Genomic DNA, 16,680 nt, shown 5'->3' on the forward strand with positions numbered 1-16,680 from the left:
TGGTGTATTACAATTTGCTGATAAAGCGTTCCACACGATTCAGCGACTCTTCCAATACTTCCTGCGAATAAGCATAGGAAATACGGATAAAGCCTTCTCCATAGGAGGTAAACGCATCTCCAGGCACAACCGCGACATGCTCATCTTGAAGCAGCCTCATTGTGAATTCCTGCGACGATAATCCGAATTTGGCAATGGAGGGGAACAAATAGAACGCCCCTTCTGGCTTCTCAAGCTCAAAGCCCATTGCCAGCAAACGGTCGTAGACATAGTCTCGGCGTGCTTCATATTCTTGCCGCATAGGGAGTGCGTCGTCGATCCCAGCAGTCAATGCTTCCAACGCTGCGTACTGGCTTACTGAGCTGGCGCAGGTGACATTGTATTGGTGTACCTTGACCATATGCTCCGTTATGTTAGCTGGCGCCAAGGTGAAGCCAATCCGCCATCCTGTCATGGCATGTGATTTAGACAATCCATTAATCACAATCGTTTTATCCCGCAGCTTGCCGATCGTTGCAATGGATTGATGCGATTCCCCATAGACAAGCTCACTGTATATTTCATCCGATAAAATGAACAATTCACGGTCTTCGAGCAGCTCCGCCAGGTCAATTAATTCTTGCTTGGACAGCACTTGTCCCGTCGGATTCGACGGGTAGCACAAGATCACGCAGCGCGTTTGGTCGGTTAGATATGGCGCTAACAGTTCGGCTGTTAATTTCAAGCCATTCTCCCTTGTGTCCACATAGACAGGAACGCCGCCAGCAAGTCGTATCAGAGGCTCGTACCCTGGATAAATCGGAGCTGGCAGAATGACTTCCGCGCCCGGAGTAAGAATGGTTCGCAGTGTGATATCCACAGCTTGGCTCGCCCCTGCAGTCACAATAATTTCGTCTGCTGCACGGTACGTTTGACCGTATTTCACTTTCACAAAGTGAGATACGGCTTCTCTAAGCTCCAGTAAACCTGGATTTTGCGTATAGACGGTTTTATTTTCGTCCAGCGCCTTCTTTCCCGCTTCAATAATATGCCGCGGTGTCGGGAAATCCGGTTGTCCGATCGTTAGTGTTAGTGCACCTGGAATGGTGCTGACTAGATTGGAGATTTTACGTATACCCGAAATTTGAATATCTTTTACTTGTGGATTAATTAAATGCTCCATGTGATTCGCTCCTCTCCCCATCAGATGAACCCTAGGATGTTCGTATGGTTTGCAACAGTTGATCCATGTCAGTTGGAATCGGGGCTTCGAATTGCAGCCATTCCCCTGTACGTGGATGCTCAAAGCCTAGCACCGCGGCATGGAGCGCTTGTCCATCCATCAACATCCCTTTGCTCTTGCCGTACATCGGATCTCCGACTAAAGGATGTCCAATAAACTTCATGTGCACGCGAATTTGGTGCGTTCGCCCCGTTTCAAGCTTGAGCTCGACTAATGTGAAGTCGCCGAAACGTTCCATTACGACAAAGTGTGTCACCGCATGCTTGCTGTTTTTCTCCGTCACCGTGTACATCTTACGGTCATGTGAATCGCGTCCAATCGGCGCATCAATCGTCCCTTGATCATGCTGAAGGTTCCCATGGACTAACGCGATATATTTGCGATTAACGGTATGAGCCTTCAATTGCTCTGCAAGACTGGCGTGGGCCTTGTCATTCTTAGCTGACATAATTAAACCCGATGTGTCCTTATCGATGCGATGCACAATGCCAGGACGCAGCTCTCCGTTGATACCGGAAAGATCCTTGCAATGATGCATCAAGGCATTAACTAACGTGCCTGAATAGTGCCCTGGCGCTGGATGTACCACGAGGCCGCGCTGCTTGTTGATCACGATGACATCCGCATCTTCGTATACGACATTAAGCGGAATGTCTTCAGCAATAAGCTCGACGCCTTGCGGCTCAGGAATTTGCAGCATAATGACATCATGTTCCGAAAGCTTATAGTTTGGCTTGATCGTTTTCTCATTTACTTTAACATGCCCGTCTTTAACCCATTGCTGCACCAAGGTTCTGGACACATCTTCTTCCAAAGCTTCCGTAATGAATTTATCGATCCGTTCATCCGCATACGGTTTGTCAACTGTCCATTCCATAACATCTTGCGATGCTATTTCAGACGAGGTCTGATTTGTGTTCATGAGTTGCTCCTTTTTTCTCTTTTCTCCATGCTAGAATTGAATCTAAGAAAATGAGGATAACCCCGATCACGATGGCGGAATCAGCGATATTGAAAATCGGATAAATGTAATAAATGTCCTTACCGAAAAAGCTGAAATCAAAAGTAACCTGGAGGAAATCCACGACTTCGCCGAATAACGCGCGATCTACAAAGTTTCCGATAGCTCCGCCTAGCAGCAAGCTAAGAGCGCATGTCAATAAGGTTTTGCCGTCACGGCTTGTCCGGCGCATGTACCATATAATACCAATCAACACAAAAGTCGTAATGATAATGAAAAACCATCTTTGGTTTTGTAAAATACCGAATGCCGCTCCTCGGTTTCGATGCGAAGTGATCATGAAAAACTCACCTAGTACAGACCTTTCCTCACCAAGCGGAATCCTTTTTACGATAAACCATTTGGACACTTGATCCAAAATAAACACGATTAAAGCATAGAAATAATACTTCAAATACTTCATAATCTTTTCCTCCTAAGAGCTTTGCCTCTGCAAAAACCCACTTCATAAACATTCACATACATCCGTAAGCAAGAAAGGTTCCTTATTTTCAAGGAATTACCTCACTAAAAAACGCGGCTGCTCGGCATTATAACGGTAAGGATCAGCTGTAAGAAGGGAGCTGTACGACCTATGAGCCATTTAACCGAGGAACAATCCAAACAATTATATCTGCAATTATTGGAGGAAAAGCTTGGTCTTGAACAACATTTTGCCACGAACGATCATTTTGGCCTATCAAACTCTTTCAAAGACAGCACGGGTGAACTATCCATGTACGATAATCATCCAGCTGATGTGGCCTCCGAGATTTTCGAACGTGAAAAAGATATCTCGCTCAATGAGCATGCTGAATTTCATTTGAGGCAGGTTGATGAAGCCTTAGCTCATATGGAAAAAGGAGATTACGGTCAATGTATCTTTTGCCATAACCCGATTTCTTTTGAGCGCTTGCAAGCTATTCCAACCACACTCTACTGTAAAGAGCATGTACCTGATCCTGAACAGTCTTTCCGAAGACCCGTTGAGGAGCAAGTTCTTTATCCGCCTTTTGGCCGGACAAGTTTTGATGAACGTGATGACGAAACCGAATTCGATGGTGAGGACGCTTGGCAAATCGTTGAAAGCTGGGGTACATCCAATACTCCAGCATTCGCAGAAGACCCTAACGTTGAGAGTTACGACGAAATGTACATTGAAGCTGATGAGAATGTCGGCTATGTTGAATCATTCGAAAGCTTCGTAGCCACGGACTTATACGGTGAACATGTCACCATTGTGCGTAGTAAAGCTTATCGGGATTATATACACAGCGAGGAAGGCGACCCTTTTCTTGAGCCGGACAACCGTTCCCTGGATGATGAGCCTCTCTAAAATAAACAGGACAAACGAGCTTCGCTATTACAGCGTAAGCTCGTTTGCTCCTGCTCCTTACTTACTCGTGGTAATGAGCAGTAACCACATCATTACATCTGACGCAGAGTGTTGGATGTTCTTTACTTTGCCCAACCTCTGGAGTCACTATCCAGCAGCGTTCGCACTTCTCGCCGTCTGCAACAGCAATGGCAATGGCTAAATCCTTCGTCTGATGTGCCCCCTCAGGCGCACTTGTACCTGGCTGATGCACAGTTACAGCAGATACGATGAACAGTTGATCCAACTGTTCAAGCTGGGTAAGCAAGCTATAAGTTGCTTCATTTGGATATAGGTGTACTGCAGCTCCTAAGGAGTTACCGATGACTTTCTCTTTACGCGCATCTTCCAGTGCTTTGAGCACTTCATCGCGAACATCGAGGAAGCTGTTCCATTTATTTTCCAATTCCTCATTGTACAAGCTCGAATCCACTTCCGGCAGCTCAGCCAGCTGAACACTGCTTAAATCTACGCCAGGAATGTACTTCCATACTTCGTCTGCCGTGTGAGCCAAAATCGGCGAAATTAGCTTAGTCACAGCGACTAATGAAGCATACAATACCGTCTGTGATGCTCTCCGAGCTGAATCTTGCGGTGCATTAGCATATAAGCGATCCTTGATGATATCCAAGTAGAAAGAGCTCATCTCAACCGCACAGAAATGATGAATCGTTTGATAAACAGTGTTGAATTCATAGGAATCATAAGCTTTAATAACCTTTTCGACCATACGGTTCAAACGGATCAATGCATAGCGGTCAAGCTCTGACAAGCTTTCAACAGGTACACGATCTGTCTGCGGATTGAAATGGCTCAAGTTCCCAAGTAAGAAACGCATCGTGTTACGGATTTTGCGATAGACTTCCGTCGTTTGATTCAAAATGTTGTCTGAAATCCGGTGGTCTGATTGGTAATCCACGGAAGACACCCATAGACGCAGGATATCAGCGCCTAGCTTGCCGCAAACCACATTAGGATCGATCGTGTTCCCAATGGACTTGGACATCTTACGCCCTTCTCCGTCCAGTGTGAAGCCGTGACTTAGTATACCTTTGTAAGGAGATTGCTCCTTAGTGGCAACGCCTGTAATCAAGGAGGAGTTAAACCAACCGCGGTATTGGTCGGAACCTTCCAGATACAGATCTGCTGGCCACTGAAGCTCAGGACGAGCTTCAAGTACTGCCACATGGCTGGAGCCGGAATCAAACCAAACATCCATGATGTCTGTTTCTTTACGGAATTCGCCATGACCGCACTTCGAGCAGCAAGTTCCCGCAGGAAGCAGGTCCTTCTCATCTTTGATAAACCAAGCATTCGATCCTTCTTGCTCAAATAGCTGTGCAACATGCTCAATGGTTTGCTCATTCACGAGTGGTTCATTACAGCTGCGGCAATAGAAAATTGGGATTGGCACACCCCATGAGCGTTGTCTTGAAATACACCAGTCTCCACGATCAGAGATCATATTGTGCAGGCGGACTTCTCCCCACTCAGGCGTCCATTTCACTTTCTTGATTTCATCCAACATCTCTTGTCTGAACTTATCGATCGAAGCGAACCATTGCTCCGTAGCGCGATAAATAACAGGCTTCTTCGTGCGCCAGTCATGCGCATATTGATGCTGAATCTCCCCTGCTTTTAGCAATAAGCCTGACTCTTGCAGCTTCTCAATGATCAGCTTGCCGCCTTTTTCATAGAACATACCTTCGAATCCAGGTGCTTCTGCTGTAAAATGACCTTGATCATCCACAGGACAAAGGACGCCGATGTTATAGCGCTGACCAATTGCAAAGTCATCTTCCCCGTGACCTGGAGCCGTATGTACACAACCTGTACCGGCTTCAAGCGTTACATGCTCGCCAACCATAACAAGTGATTCACGGTCATAGAAAGGGTGATGGCAAGTAGCGTACTCCAGCTCTTTACCTTTCACCGTAGACAATACTTCGTAGTCGCTCCAGCCGATTTCTTTGGCCGCTGCAGCCAGCAAACCTTTCGCGAGCACATACTTCTTCCCATTAGCTTGCACCACGGCATAATCAAATTCCGGATGCAGAGAGATTCCCAAGTTAGCTGGAAGGGTCCAGGCTGTCGTCGTCCAGATGACGATTGCTGCGTCTTGTGGAAGCTTGCCTTTTCCGTCTTTAACCGGGAACGCCACATAGATGGATGAGGACGTTTTCTCTTTGTACTCGATTTCTGCTTCAGCTAGCGCACTCTCGGAAGATGGAGACCAGTAGACAGGTTTCAAACCTTTATAGACGTAACCCTTTTGTACCATTTTACCGAATACACGGATTTGTCCCGCTTCGTATTCCGGCTGCAACGTAATATAAGGATTTTTCCAGTCGCCTCGAATGCCAAGACGTTGAAATTGGCTCTTCTGTTTCTCAACAGATTGCAGCGCGTACTCTTTGCAATATTCACGGAATTCAGGAACCGTCATTTTCTTGCGATCGACTTTTCCGCTGTTCGTGATCACCTGCTCGATCGGCAAGCCGTGTGTATCCCAGCCTGGCACATAAGGAGCGTCGTACCCTTGCAGCGTTTTGAAACGAACAATCACATCTTTCAATACTTTGTTAAGCGCATGCCCAATATGAATATCTCCATTCGCGTATGGAGGCCCATCATGCAAAATAAATTTCTTCCTGCCTTTGCGACTCTCCTGCACTTTGGCATAGATGTCTTCGGCATCCCAATGTTCTTGAATTTTAGGCTCCGCTTGAGGTAAATTCCCTCTCATCGGAAAATCGGTTTGTAATAAATTTAATGTTTTGCCATAATCCATTTCAACCACTCCATTCTTACCTTCACACATTTTATCATCCAAAAAAACAAAAAAAGCCCCTCATCCCTAAAGGGACGAGAAACTCTGCTCGCGGTACCACCCTCGTTAATAAGCTGCCGAAATATGCGCTAACCGCGCACAATTCCTCGCTCATTCACTCGATCATGTGTAACGGCATGACCCGGTTCTCTCTACTTCATTCAAGAGACGCTCCTGGGGGATATTCGGTACGCTGCAGAGATTAGGCTCACACCAATACCCTAATTCGCTGACACTGCTTTAACGTCCTACTCGTTCCAGTCATAGCTTTGCTGAGATACTTTTAACAGGAGTATAACGAATTAGCTAGACATAGTCAATATGACAGCCCACCTAGCAGCTGTCTTCCTAGGCTTCTTCCTTTTGATCAAACTGCATGCTCTGCCAGCCTTCATTGTTTAAAAGCTCTAGCTGAGCTTCCAGCAGTGTCCGGAAACGCGTGCGGTAAATCGACGCTTGTTTCTTCAACTCTTCAATCTCTAGAGCAACCTTGCGTGAACGCGTCAAGGATTCGTTAATAATCCGGTCTGCGTTCTTCTCAGCTTCTTTCAAGATCAGCTGTGCTTCTTTCTTGGCGTTGCTTCTAACTTCATCCGCTGCTTCTTGGGCAACAATGATCGTTTTGCTTAGCGAGTCTTCGATGTTCGTGAAATGATCCAGACGCTCTTGCAGGGCCACCGTTTGATTAGCTAAGTCTTTATTCTCACGAATCAATGCCTCGTAATCTTTAATGACTTGATCGAGGAATTCATTGACTTGATCTTCATCGTATCCGCGAAAAGAACGGGAAAATTCCTTATTATGTATATCTAACGGTGTTAATGGCATCAGTGCCCCTCCTTTGCGTTTTGCACAGCAATACGCACATCTATACTGAATCAGTTCGACAGAAAATTAGCAATTCCTGCATGGTTCGTGGATAATTTATCCACGTTCACGCAAACTTGCCGATCTTCACACGAATCCTACCTTTTTTCGTTACGCCTTCGACTTCAAGCACCTTGAATCTGCCGAACCCTTGCATAGAAACCATGTCGCCTTCTTTCAGCGGCTTACTCGGATCTTCTTCTGGCTTCCAATTGACGCGGCAGCGCCCAGCTTGAATAGGTATCAGTACTTTGGCACGGCTAAGCCTGAATACATCGCTTACAATTCCGTCCATCCGCATGGAGGCAACGGATAACGTTAGCTCGTCTAAATTCACAGAGGCTAACTCCAGTTTATCAAGTGGCAACAGCTCTGTCTGAACATGCACTCTGTGAACTTGTGACAAGTTCAAGTGCAAATAGTCCGCTGCATCACGGGTTACTAAGCAGTGGCAGCCACCCTCTATAACATGAATATCGCCAACCTTGTCCCGCTTCATGCCGAGTCCAAGAATGGCGCCCATGTAATCCCCATGTTCTAATGTCAGAAATTTACCGTCCCCGGATGAAACGGAGAGGACAGCCATCTCCATATCTTCCTCATCCAAAGTGCGGTAATCAGGGGCTATTATAGCCCTTCTGCGTTCCGCATCTGGATAGCCGCCATCGAACCGGCAGTGCACATCTGGATGCCGATTCACCAGTGAGGTTAGGATGAATGCTTGTCTGGGATCCAGAAAATCAGTCAGCTTCACGGCGTGGTTCTCTGCCGCCCGCTCCACCCAATCCCAGGCTTTATCTACAAAGTAATGTTCGTCTGAATGAAAATGACCATAGAGTTCTTTAGGCAAATTTAAAACATCCCTACAATGAAATCTAAAACAGCAATAATCCCCATAACCACAAATCGCAATGCGATAAGGGCAACGATTGGCGACAAGTCAATGAACCCGATGCTTGGAATTATTTTTCGGAATGGACTTAAGTACGGTTCAACTAATTTCCCCAGCAGACCTCCAATAAAACTACCTCGTGCATTAGGGAACCAGGATAGTACTAAGTAACCGATAATCATGAAATAATAAATTTCCATCAAAATACTAAGATAATAGTGAACGTAATCCACGTACGCATCCACCTCTGTGTTAGGATATGCGCCTATTCCTCACTCATCATCTCTGAGATGTGGCCATGAATATCAACTGTATCAGGTGTGCAAAGGAAGATATTCGGTCCCAGTTTGGATATAGACCCATTCAAAGCATATACTGTTCCGCTTAAAAAATCTACAATGCGAATGGCTAAATCACCGCGAACTCGCTGAAGATTGACGACCACCGCTCTTCGAGAACGAAGATGATCCGCGATATCTTGCGTTTCTTCATACGTTCTAGGCTCACTCAGTACGACACGCGCGTTCTTCTGTGAGTGAATGCTGACGACATTCGCCTTATTTTTATTACGCAATTCATAAGGATTGGTTTCAGGTTCTTCCGTTGTTTCCACGATTCGCTCACGCTCCACAACTTCTTCCTCTTCTTGTAGTCCAAGAAAATTCATAAAACGGTTATAAACTCCCATTATAATTCCCTCCCATCCGCTTCTTCAATCCTTTATAACCTTTATGCTTCTTTTCCAACCAGAACAGTACCTAGTCGCACCCAAGTAGCTCCTTCTTCAATCGCCACTTCAAAATCCCCGGACATTCCCATAGATAATTCCTTGATGTCGTAGGAGAAGATGTTTCGCTCATTTAATTGGTCTCTCAGCTCTCTTAAACCGCGGAACACAGGTCTTGTTGCATCGGCTTCCATCTCATAGGGCGCCATCGTCATTAAACCGGAGATATGTATATGCTGCAGTTTGCTGACTTCTTCAGCAAATTCGAAGAAATGCTCGGGATTCATACCATACTTAGATTCTTCTCCAGAAATGTTAACTTGCAGCAGACAGTTAACTTTCATACCAAGCGCCGCAGCCTGCTTGTCCAATTCTTTGGCTAACGACATCCGGTCGAGTGAATGAATGTAACCGAATTTGCCAATGACATCCTTCACCTTGTTCGTTTGCAAATGACCTATGAAATGCCAAGTTCCCCGGTCATGCAGTGCTTCCCACTTGGGCTTCACATCCTGCCAGCGGTTCTCGCCGATATGCAGCAGTCCGGCATCCAGTACACTTCGGGTCGTCTCCAAGGAAACATATTTGGTCACAGCAATAATCTTGATCTCATCCTTATTTCGTCCTGACCGCTGGCAAGCTGCGGCAACACGAGCTTCAACTTCCTCTTTGCGCGCTAGTAAACTCATATATGTAAACACCTCAATTCCAAACGTTGCCTGCTTGTTTCTCCTTACCGAAGACCAATCCAAGCAACCATTCTACCTGTTGAACCGCCCTCTTTTCGATGGGAAAAGAACTCATCTGAACGGCAACTCGTACATAACTGAGTTACTTCGATATAGGACGACATAATTCCTGCTTGTACCAACAATTTTCGGTTCAGTTCTTGCAAATTCAGCATGTACTTACCGTTTTCTTTGCCACTGATCACTCTAAGCTGTTCATCTGGCGAAGTATTCATCTCTTCTAGCACAGCATACACACGTGTTGCTACTGTATCGTCCACCTCATAGCAGCAAACACCAATGGACGGTCCGATGGCTGCCCTTATGTCCTTAGGCTGACTACCAAAAGTATGTGTCATCAAGGATATTGTAGCCATGGAAATGTTTAGCACGGTCCCTTTCCAACCGGCATGAGAAAGACCCACGACATGCTGAACTGGATCGTAGAAAAACAGCGGTACACAGTCTGCAAACTGTGCACAGAGCACGATCCCCTTCTCCTTCGTAATGAAGCCGTCCTTCGCTTGAATGGCTGACTCTCTCGACGTTCTTCCTATCCCTTTCTCCGGAAGGGATACAACGGTCACCTCGTTGCCGTGTACCTGCTCAGCATAGGTAAAAGCATCGAACGGCTGACCAACGGCACTAGCAAGCAGCTCACGGTTCCTAATCACGTGCTCAGGTTTATCCAGCACATGCAGACCACAGTTCAGCGTTGAATAGGGCGCTTCACTCACTCCGCCGTGTCGTGACGTAAAACCTGCCGTTAGTTCTTCATAGGGGTCCATCCAGCTTTCTATTGTAAAGAGTGCAGGCTGCCCCTCTTTGACTTGTTTCACAAATGGTTCCACGATATTCCCACTCCCTTGCATTCATCTATCTCTCTACTTTAGCACAAAACAAAAAGACACACGATTGTCTCTTGGCTGTTTGGGGGAAATCAGCCTGCATTCGTGTGTCATATGTTAGTTACGGAACTGTCTGTTGAACTCATAGACACCTTCATTTTCATCGGTTTGACGATACGGCCTGGCATCTTCGAGCTTCACGAGCACAACGTCTGCGCCGATTTTCACAATATGTTTCCATGGTATGATGACGTCTGTTCCTGTACCAAACAATCCGAAGAATCGGCTTTGGTTCGGCACGACAATCGATTCGATCCGTCCCTGCAGCAGATCCAGCTCCAGATCACTGATTTGACCGAGCTTCTTACCGTCCACGATATTGATTACATCCTTTGTCTGGAAATCAGATATTTTCATGAGGCTTTTCACCACGAATCCATAGGATTTTAACTGATTTTGTACTAGTATATGTGCGGTGTGGGCAAAATGTCCTGAATATCAAAAAAAGACCGTCACAGCTTGTCACAGCTGCTCCGGTCTTTATGTATAGAAATTACGATTTCACATGTTTCTGCATCTGGCAGATGGCTGATTTCTCAAGTCGCGAAACCTGTGCTTGGGAAATGCCAATCTCATCGGCAACCTCCATCTGAGTCTTTCCTTCAAAAAAGCGCATGGAGAGAATCATTTTCTCTCTCGCATTCAGCTTGCGCATCGCTTCACGAAGCGCAATCCCCTCAATCCAGGACATGTCCTTATTTCTTTCGTCACTAATTTGATCCATGACATAAATCGGATCTCCGCCATCATGATAAATCGGTTCGAATAACGAAACCGGATCCTGAATAGCATCGAGTGCAAATACGACATCCTCTTTAGGGACATTCAGCGCCTCGGAGATCTCATAAATCGTAGGCTCGCGCGAGTTCGCATTCGTCAGGCTGTCTCTGACTTGCAGCGCTTTGTAAGCAATATCTCTTAAGGAACGAGAAACGCGAATCGGGTTGTTGTCACGTAAGTAGCGGCGTATCTCACCTATAATCATCGGTACAGCATAGGTTGAGAATTTGACATTTTGGCTTAAATCAAAGTTATCAATGGCTTTCATCAGACCGATACAGCCAACTTGGAAGAGATCGTCCACATACTCTCCGCGATTGTTGAACCTCTGGATCACACTTAGAACCAATCTGAGGTTCCCATTCACCAATTTCTCTCTTGCCGTTCGCTCCTGCTTGGTCTGCAAATCAGAGAACAGCTCGCGCATTTCAGCATTGGTCAGAACAGGCAGTTTGGCGGTATCAACACCACATATCTCAACTTTATTTCGGGTCACCGTGATTACCTCCCAAGGAGAAACATTAATGTTAATTATCCCCCTGAGTGAGTGATTTATTCCTGCTCAACCCTCTGTTCCGCTACTTGACAAAAGGCCTCCGACTCGCTCCCCCCTGTGACGCCTGAATAATTTCGACATCGCCAGCCAAAAAATATTTTTCACAAAAAAAAGAGAGGTGGGATCGCGACCTCATCCCATTGCTCTCTTTTCCTTACACCATCTTATTAAACTCCTTACGCAGCCTTTTAATAATCCGTTTTTCCAGCCTGGAGATATATGACTGCGAAATACCAAGTAAATCTGCAACGTCTTTTTGCGTTTTTTCCTCGCCGTCCTGTAAACCAAAGCGCAGCTCCATGATAATTCGCTCACGCTCGCTTAATTTATCCAGCGCTTTGTGCAGCAGCTTGCGGTCAACTTGTTCTTCAATGTTGCGGTAAATGGTATCATTTTCTGTTCCAAGCACATCAGACAATAGCAGCTCATTGCCATCCCAATCGATATTCAGTGGCTCATCAAAAGATACTTCTGTTCGTATTTTACTATTACGCCGCAGGTACATGAGAATTTCGTTCTCAATACATCTTGAAGCGTATGTAGCAAGTTTAATCTTCTTCTCTGGATCAAACGTATTAACGGCTTTTATTAAGCCAATAGCGCCAATGGAAACCAAATCCTCGATGTTGATACCTGTATTTTCAAATTTCCTGGCTATATAAACAACCAACCGCAGGTTGCGTTCAATCAACATCGCTCGAATAGCGGCATCCCCGGACGGTAATTTTTCCAATAAGTATTCTTCTTCTTCTCTCGTTAGCGGCGGCGGTAAAGCCTCGCTTCCACCTATGTAATAGATCTCTTCTCCCTTAAGACCAAGGAGCATCAATATTCGATAGTACGCTAGTTGAAAAAGCATTTTCCACTTCAAGAGCATGTTAGTTTCCTCCTAAGAGTTTTGCGTAAGCAAAACTAACTTCGTAAGCATGGGCTGAGTTTTCCTATGGAAAACTTGCTTCGTAAGCATTTACTGAGTTTTCCTAAGGAAAACTTGCTTCGTAAGCATTCTCTGAGTTTTGCGTATGCAGAACAGACTTCGTAATCGCAATGAAAGCGCTAACCAGCAGAAATTAATGCCGGATGAATAATCGCTTGATAGGAGCCGTCACTGCAAAGCTTGCCTCCGTCGAGTCCGATAAGCACCTTAGATGCTTCAATTTGCGTACTATTATGGGTAATCACCACCTTATCCGGCTTAATGGCCAGCATGAATTGGGTGTTCCGATTAACGCCTCTATAAGGCACTAGACGCAAGCGGTCCTGCCAAATAAACTCTTCTACACCCAAACCGCTTATGATTTGGTCAACATCAGCCGACCGAATCCGCTGCAGCCATTCTACAGGCAGTACATCGCCCCATTCCGACACTTCCATCACCATCACAGGGGTACGCGTTAGTGGATCATACAATTGATTTCCAGTATCAATTAATCCTTTACAGGAGGCCGTGTAGTCTCCTACATGAATCCTAACCTCCGCCACATAGGCTGTCAGCACCTCACGTTGTTTCGAACTTTGCAGCACAGTTCTGAACCACCATAGCAATGGAATAAGTAACAATAGAACAAAGAGCACGCTGCCAATTTGTATTTGGAACATTGCCACACCGGATTGGGTAAATACAATACCTTTCATCACATCAGAGGAAGATGCAAGGACGTAATGGATACCAAACATCCCGCCAGCGACAGCAAAATTTACTAAGAGGAACGTTCCGAGGTTTCTCAATAAATTTTGTAAAGAACCGAACCCAAAAGCAGTCATAATCATCCCTATACAAAACATACATTTCACAGAAAATGTAAAAAGAAACAAGGGCACCGGCAAGAACATAATGACGACATAGGAGGCTCCTAAGAACGACGAACCTACGATTCTCCACCACTTGAACGATATTTTCCGCGTTTTGGCCGTTACGATCAGCATGGCCGCATCCATCAGAAAGTTCAGCAGGAAAATGAGATCCGCGTAGACGATCACAATGTCCTCACCTCCATGATAGATGCTTTTTCAACCATTTTCCTGACGAAACTTTAAGGTTCTAAATCAGTATAGGGCAATCCTAGTTCAAAGTCTGTCTAAACTTGCTAGTAGGCTACTACTTTTTTTGTCAGTTGACGCGGCCTTTTGCTAGCTAGAAAAGCCCTCCAAATAACAAAAAACCGAAGCCCCTACATGACGTAGGACTTCGGTCTCTTTACAAGTTTCGTGTAATTATTTGTCGTTATTCCGCCCGCGATTGCGCAGGAACGTCGGAATATCTAATTGATCGTTTGATGGCTGTGAGCCAAATGGTTTGAGGTTGTTCAAGCGGTCAGAAGAAACGGATGACGAGGATTGTGGTTGTTCTTGTTGCCCAGTTACGGGACGTTTCACTGGTTGAGACAGCGGTGAAACTCTATGTTCGAAACCAGTAGCAATTACCGTTACCAAAATTTCGTCTTTGAGCTTGTCATCGATAACGGCACCGAAAATCATGTTCACTTCAATATCGGAAGCTGATGCCACGATATCCGCCGCTTCATTGACTTCGTACAAGCTGAGGTTCACACCGCCTGTGATGTTCATCAGAACCCCACGAGCTCCTTCGATCGACGTCTCCAGTAGTGGCGAGGAAATCGCCTTCTTCGCTGCTTCCGCCGCGCGATTTTCACCTGTTGCCACTCCGATTCCCATCAGGGCGGAGCCGCGTTCTGTCATGATTGTCTTCACATCGGCGAAGTCCAAGTTAATCAAACCAGGAACCGCGATCAAATCGGAGATCCCTTGAACGCCTTGACGAAGTACGTTATCCGCTTCGCGGAAAGCTTCGAGCATAGGCGTCTTTTTGTCTACGATTTCCAAGAGACGGTCATTAGGAATAATAATAAGCGTGTCAACTTTCTCTTTCAATGCAGCAATCCCTTGCTCTGCTTGTAAAGAACGTTTGCGACCTTCAAATGTAAACGGACGAGTAACAACACCAACTGTTAATGCGCCCACTTCTTTTGCGATTTCAGCAATAACAGGTGCAGCTCCAGTTCCAGTACCGCCACCCATTCCTGCAGTAACGAATACCATATCTGCGCCGCGAAGCGTGTTCAGAATCATCTCCCTTGACTCTTCTGCCGCTTTCTTCCCGACATCCGGGTTTGCGCCTGCGCCAAGACCGCGCGTCAGCTTATCCCCGATTTGTAATTTATGCACCGATTTGGAGAGATGTAAAGCTTGAGCATCTGTATTTACGGTGATAAACTCAACACCCTTAACGCCGTTCTCGATCATTCGATTTACTGCATTACTACCGCCGCCACCAACACCGATGACTTTTATTTGAGCCAACTGTTCCATATCCATATCAAATTCAAACATGCGAGTCATATCCCCCTAACGTTGCGTTCACTAAATAAATTCACTGAAAAAACTTTTTACACGTTCCAAAATACCAGGTTTTGTGCTCTCGGAGGATTTTTTTGTTACCGGTTTTGATGCCACTTTTTTGGAAAAACCGGAATTCCGGTTTTTCATGTACTTGGAAACGAATTGTATGATACCAACACCACTTGTGTAAGAAGGATCACGCACTCCGATGAAATCAGGAACGGCAATACGAACAGACGTAGCGAGTTCAGATTGTGCAATAGCGAGTACACCTGGCATACAAACGGTTCCGCCCGTGAGCACATACCCACCGGCTAGATCGCCATATCCCAGACGGTGCACTTCTGCACGTATCATTTGGAAAATTTCTTCAACACGGGGTTCAATAATATTCGCGAGATCAATCTGCGAAAACTCTTTTTCCACGTTGCTTCCCATTCGTGTTACCTTAAACATTTGATCGGGGGCTGAGTCTTCTACCGATGCGCAACCGTATTTCAGCTTTATTTTCTCTGCGATTTCAAGCTGAGTACGAAGGCCAATCGAGATATCATTACTGATATACTCACCGCCGATTTGAATCGTTGATGTGGCTGTCAGATTCCCTTGTTCAAACACAGCAATCGTCGCTGCACCTGCACCAACATCAACCAGAACTGTTCCAACTGATTTCTCATCCTTGGAAAGAGCTAACTGTCCAGATGCAAGCGACATCAAGATGAGGCCTGCAACTTTAAGTTCGGACTTTTCCACAACACGGATTAGATTATGTATCCCCGTCTTCGCGCCTGTGATAATTGTCGCTTCCACTTCTAAGCGAACGCCGATCATGCCGCGAGGATCGTTAATGCCTTCTTGTCCATCAACTAAGTATTGCTTCGGTACGACTCCAATAATTTCACGCTCGGGAGGTAATGCGATGACTCTTGCCGCTTGAATAACACGATCAATATCCTCTTCCCCGATCTCTCGGTCTTCATTGGAAACAGCGACAACACCGTGACTCGATTGAAGAGCAATATGGTTTCCTGAAATTCCTACGTAAACCTCGGAAATTTGTACGCCGACCATACGTTCAGCATGATCAACAGCGCTCCGAATGGAGTTAACCGTTTGATCAATATCAACGATTGCGCCTTTACGAATACCCTCTGACTCGGCAGATCCCACACCTATTATATTAATGGTTCCATTAACAACTTCCCCAATAATAGCACGAACCTTGGATGTACCGATGTCTAAACTAACAATGATATCATTGTTGCTCAAGCCCCTGGCACCTCCTATAACTTGGATAATATTGTGTTTACATTACAATTACATAAATACGTATTCCACACAACCGCCATATTCCCTCTTTTTTCAACATTTTTTTTAACGGAAACAAAGTCGTTTTTTTAAACAGTTAATTTTCAATAGAATAGGATAAATCAAG

At 45.6% G+C, this 16,680-nt stretch carries 17 protein-coding genes and 1 other annotated feature; of the genes, 1 reads left to right on the forward strand and 16 read right to left on the reverse strand.

What is annotated here, in order from left to right; all coding sequences use genetic code 11:
* Positions 1–7: 7 nt before the first annotated feature.
* Genes AC58VC_RS10465 through lspA form a run of 3 tightly spaced genes read right to left on the reverse strand, consistent with a single transcriptional unit; the run spans position 8 to position 2,646 of the window.
* Entirely contained in the window at positions 8–1,162 is a 1,155-nt protein-coding gene (locus AC58VC_RS10465) for an aminotransferase A (RefSeq protein ID WP_497368706.1), read from the reverse strand.
* A gap of 31 nt (positions 1,163–1,193) precedes the next feature.
* The gene (locus AC58VC_RS10470; RefSeq protein WP_497369014.1) at positions 1,194–2,099 is read right to left on the reverse strand and encodes an RluA family pseudouridine synthase; all 906 of its coding nucleotides are present in this window, start codon (positions 2,097–2,099) and stop codon (positions 1,194–1,196) included.
* A gap of 19 nt (positions 2,100–2,118) precedes the next feature.
* Positions 2,119–2,646, reverse strand: coding sequence for a signal peptidase II (lspA, locus tag AC58VC_RS10475; protein ID WP_497368707.1), 528 nt, complete (start codon positions 2,644–2,646; stop codon positions 2,119–2,121).
* Between the two features lie 171 nt (positions 2,647–2,817).
* Between lspA and AC58VC_RS10480 the strand changes: the two genes are divergently transcribed.
* Positions 2,818–3,558, forward strand: a complete 741-nt coding sequence (locus AC58VC_RS10480; RefSeq protein ID WP_497368708.1) for a TraR/DksA C4-type zinc finger protein — start codon at positions 2,818–2,820, stop codon at positions 3,556–3,558.
* Between the two features lie 61 nt (positions 3,559–3,619).
* On the opposite strand, the gene ileS is transcribed toward AC58VC_RS10480, so the two are convergent.
* The 13 genes from ileS to ftsA form a co-directional block, all read right to left on the reverse strand.
* Positions 3,620–6,388, reverse strand: coding sequence for an isoleucine--tRNA ligase (gene ileS, locus AC58VC_RS10485; RefSeq protein WP_497368709.1), 2,769 nt, complete (start codon positions 6,386–6,388; stop codon positions 3,620–3,622).
* Positions 6,389–6,455: 67 nt separating this feature from the next.
* Positions 6,456–6,701 (reverse strand) — a binding site (T-box leader).
* A gap of 74 nt (positions 6,702–6,775) precedes the next feature.
* Entirely contained in the window at positions 6,776–7,255 is a 480-nt protein-coding gene (locus AC58VC_RS10490; protein ID WP_145656906.1) for a DivIVA domain-containing protein, read from the reverse strand.
* Positions 7,256–7,361: 106 nt separating this feature from the next.
* A complete protein-coding gene (locus AC58VC_RS10495; protein WP_497368710.1) occupies positions 7,362–8,144 on the reverse strand; it encodes a YlmH family RNA-binding protein in 783 nt (260 codons plus the stop codon).
* A 2-nt stretch (positions 8,145–8,146) separates the two neighbouring features.
* On the reverse strand, positions 8,147–8,419 hold the full coding sequence (locus tag AC58VC_RS10500; protein ID WP_328803408.1) for a YggT family protein: 273 nt from the start codon (positions 8,417–8,419) through the stop codon (positions 8,147–8,149).
* A gap of 32 nt (positions 8,420–8,451) precedes the next feature.
* Complete coding sequence (locus AC58VC_RS10505; RefSeq protein ID WP_315951381.1) at positions 8,452–8,874, reverse strand: cell division protein SepF; 423 nt, start codon at positions 8,872–8,874, stop codon at positions 8,452–8,454.
* Between the two features lie 41 nt (positions 8,875–8,915).
* A complete protein-coding gene (locus AC58VC_RS10510) occupies positions 8,916–9,602 on the reverse strand; it encodes a YggS family pyridoxal phosphate-dependent enzyme (RefSeq protein ID WP_497368711.1) in 687 nt (228 codons plus the stop codon).
* Positions 9,603–9,646: 44 nt separating this feature from the next.
* Positions 9,647–10,492, reverse strand: a complete 846-nt coding sequence (gene pgeF / locus AC58VC_RS10515; RefSeq protein ID WP_497368712.1) for a peptidoglycan editing factor PgeF — start codon at positions 10,490–10,492, stop codon at positions 9,647–9,649.
* 114 nt (positions 10,493–10,606) lie between these two features.
* Positions 10,607–10,906, reverse strand: a complete 300-nt coding sequence (locus tag AC58VC_RS10520; RefSeq protein WP_497368713.1) for a YlmC/YmxH family sporulation protein — start codon at positions 10,904–10,906, stop codon at positions 10,607–10,609.
* A 136-nt stretch (positions 10,907–11,042) separates the two neighbouring features.
* Positions 11,043–11,825, reverse strand: coding sequence for an RNA polymerase sporulation sigma factor SigG (gene sigG, locus AC58VC_RS10525; protein WP_497368714.1), 783 nt, complete (start codon positions 11,823–11,825; stop codon positions 11,043–11,045).
* A 214-nt stretch (positions 11,826–12,039) separates the two neighbouring features.
* The gene (sigE, locus tag AC58VC_RS10530) at positions 12,040–12,762 is read right to left on the reverse strand and encodes an RNA polymerase sporulation sigma factor SigE (RefSeq protein WP_090816111.1); all 723 of its coding nucleotides are present in this window, start codon (positions 12,760–12,762) and stop codon (positions 12,040–12,042) included.
* 179 nt (positions 12,763–12,941) lie between these two features.
* Complete coding sequence (gene spoIIGA / locus AC58VC_RS10535) at positions 12,942–13,865, reverse strand: sigma-E processing peptidase SpoIIGA (RefSeq protein ID WP_497368715.1); 924 nt, start codon at positions 13,863–13,865, stop codon at positions 12,942–12,944.
* Between the two features lie 234 nt (positions 13,866–14,099).
* Positions 14,100–15,236: a cell division protein FtsZ gene (ftsZ, locus tag AC58VC_RS10540; RefSeq protein ID WP_497368716.1), complete on the reverse strand. Its 1,137-nt coding sequence runs from the start codon at positions 15,234–15,236 to the stop codon at positions 14,100–14,102.
* 30 nt (positions 15,237–15,266) lie between these two features.
* Positions 15,267–16,514: a cell division protein FtsA gene (gene ftsA, locus AC58VC_RS10545; protein WP_497368717.1), complete on the reverse strand. Its 1,248-nt coding sequence runs from the start codon at positions 16,512–16,514 to the stop codon at positions 15,267–15,269.
* Positions 16,515–16,680 lie beyond the last annotated feature (166 nt).

Source organism: Paenibacillus sp. J22R67 (assembly GCF_059692175.1).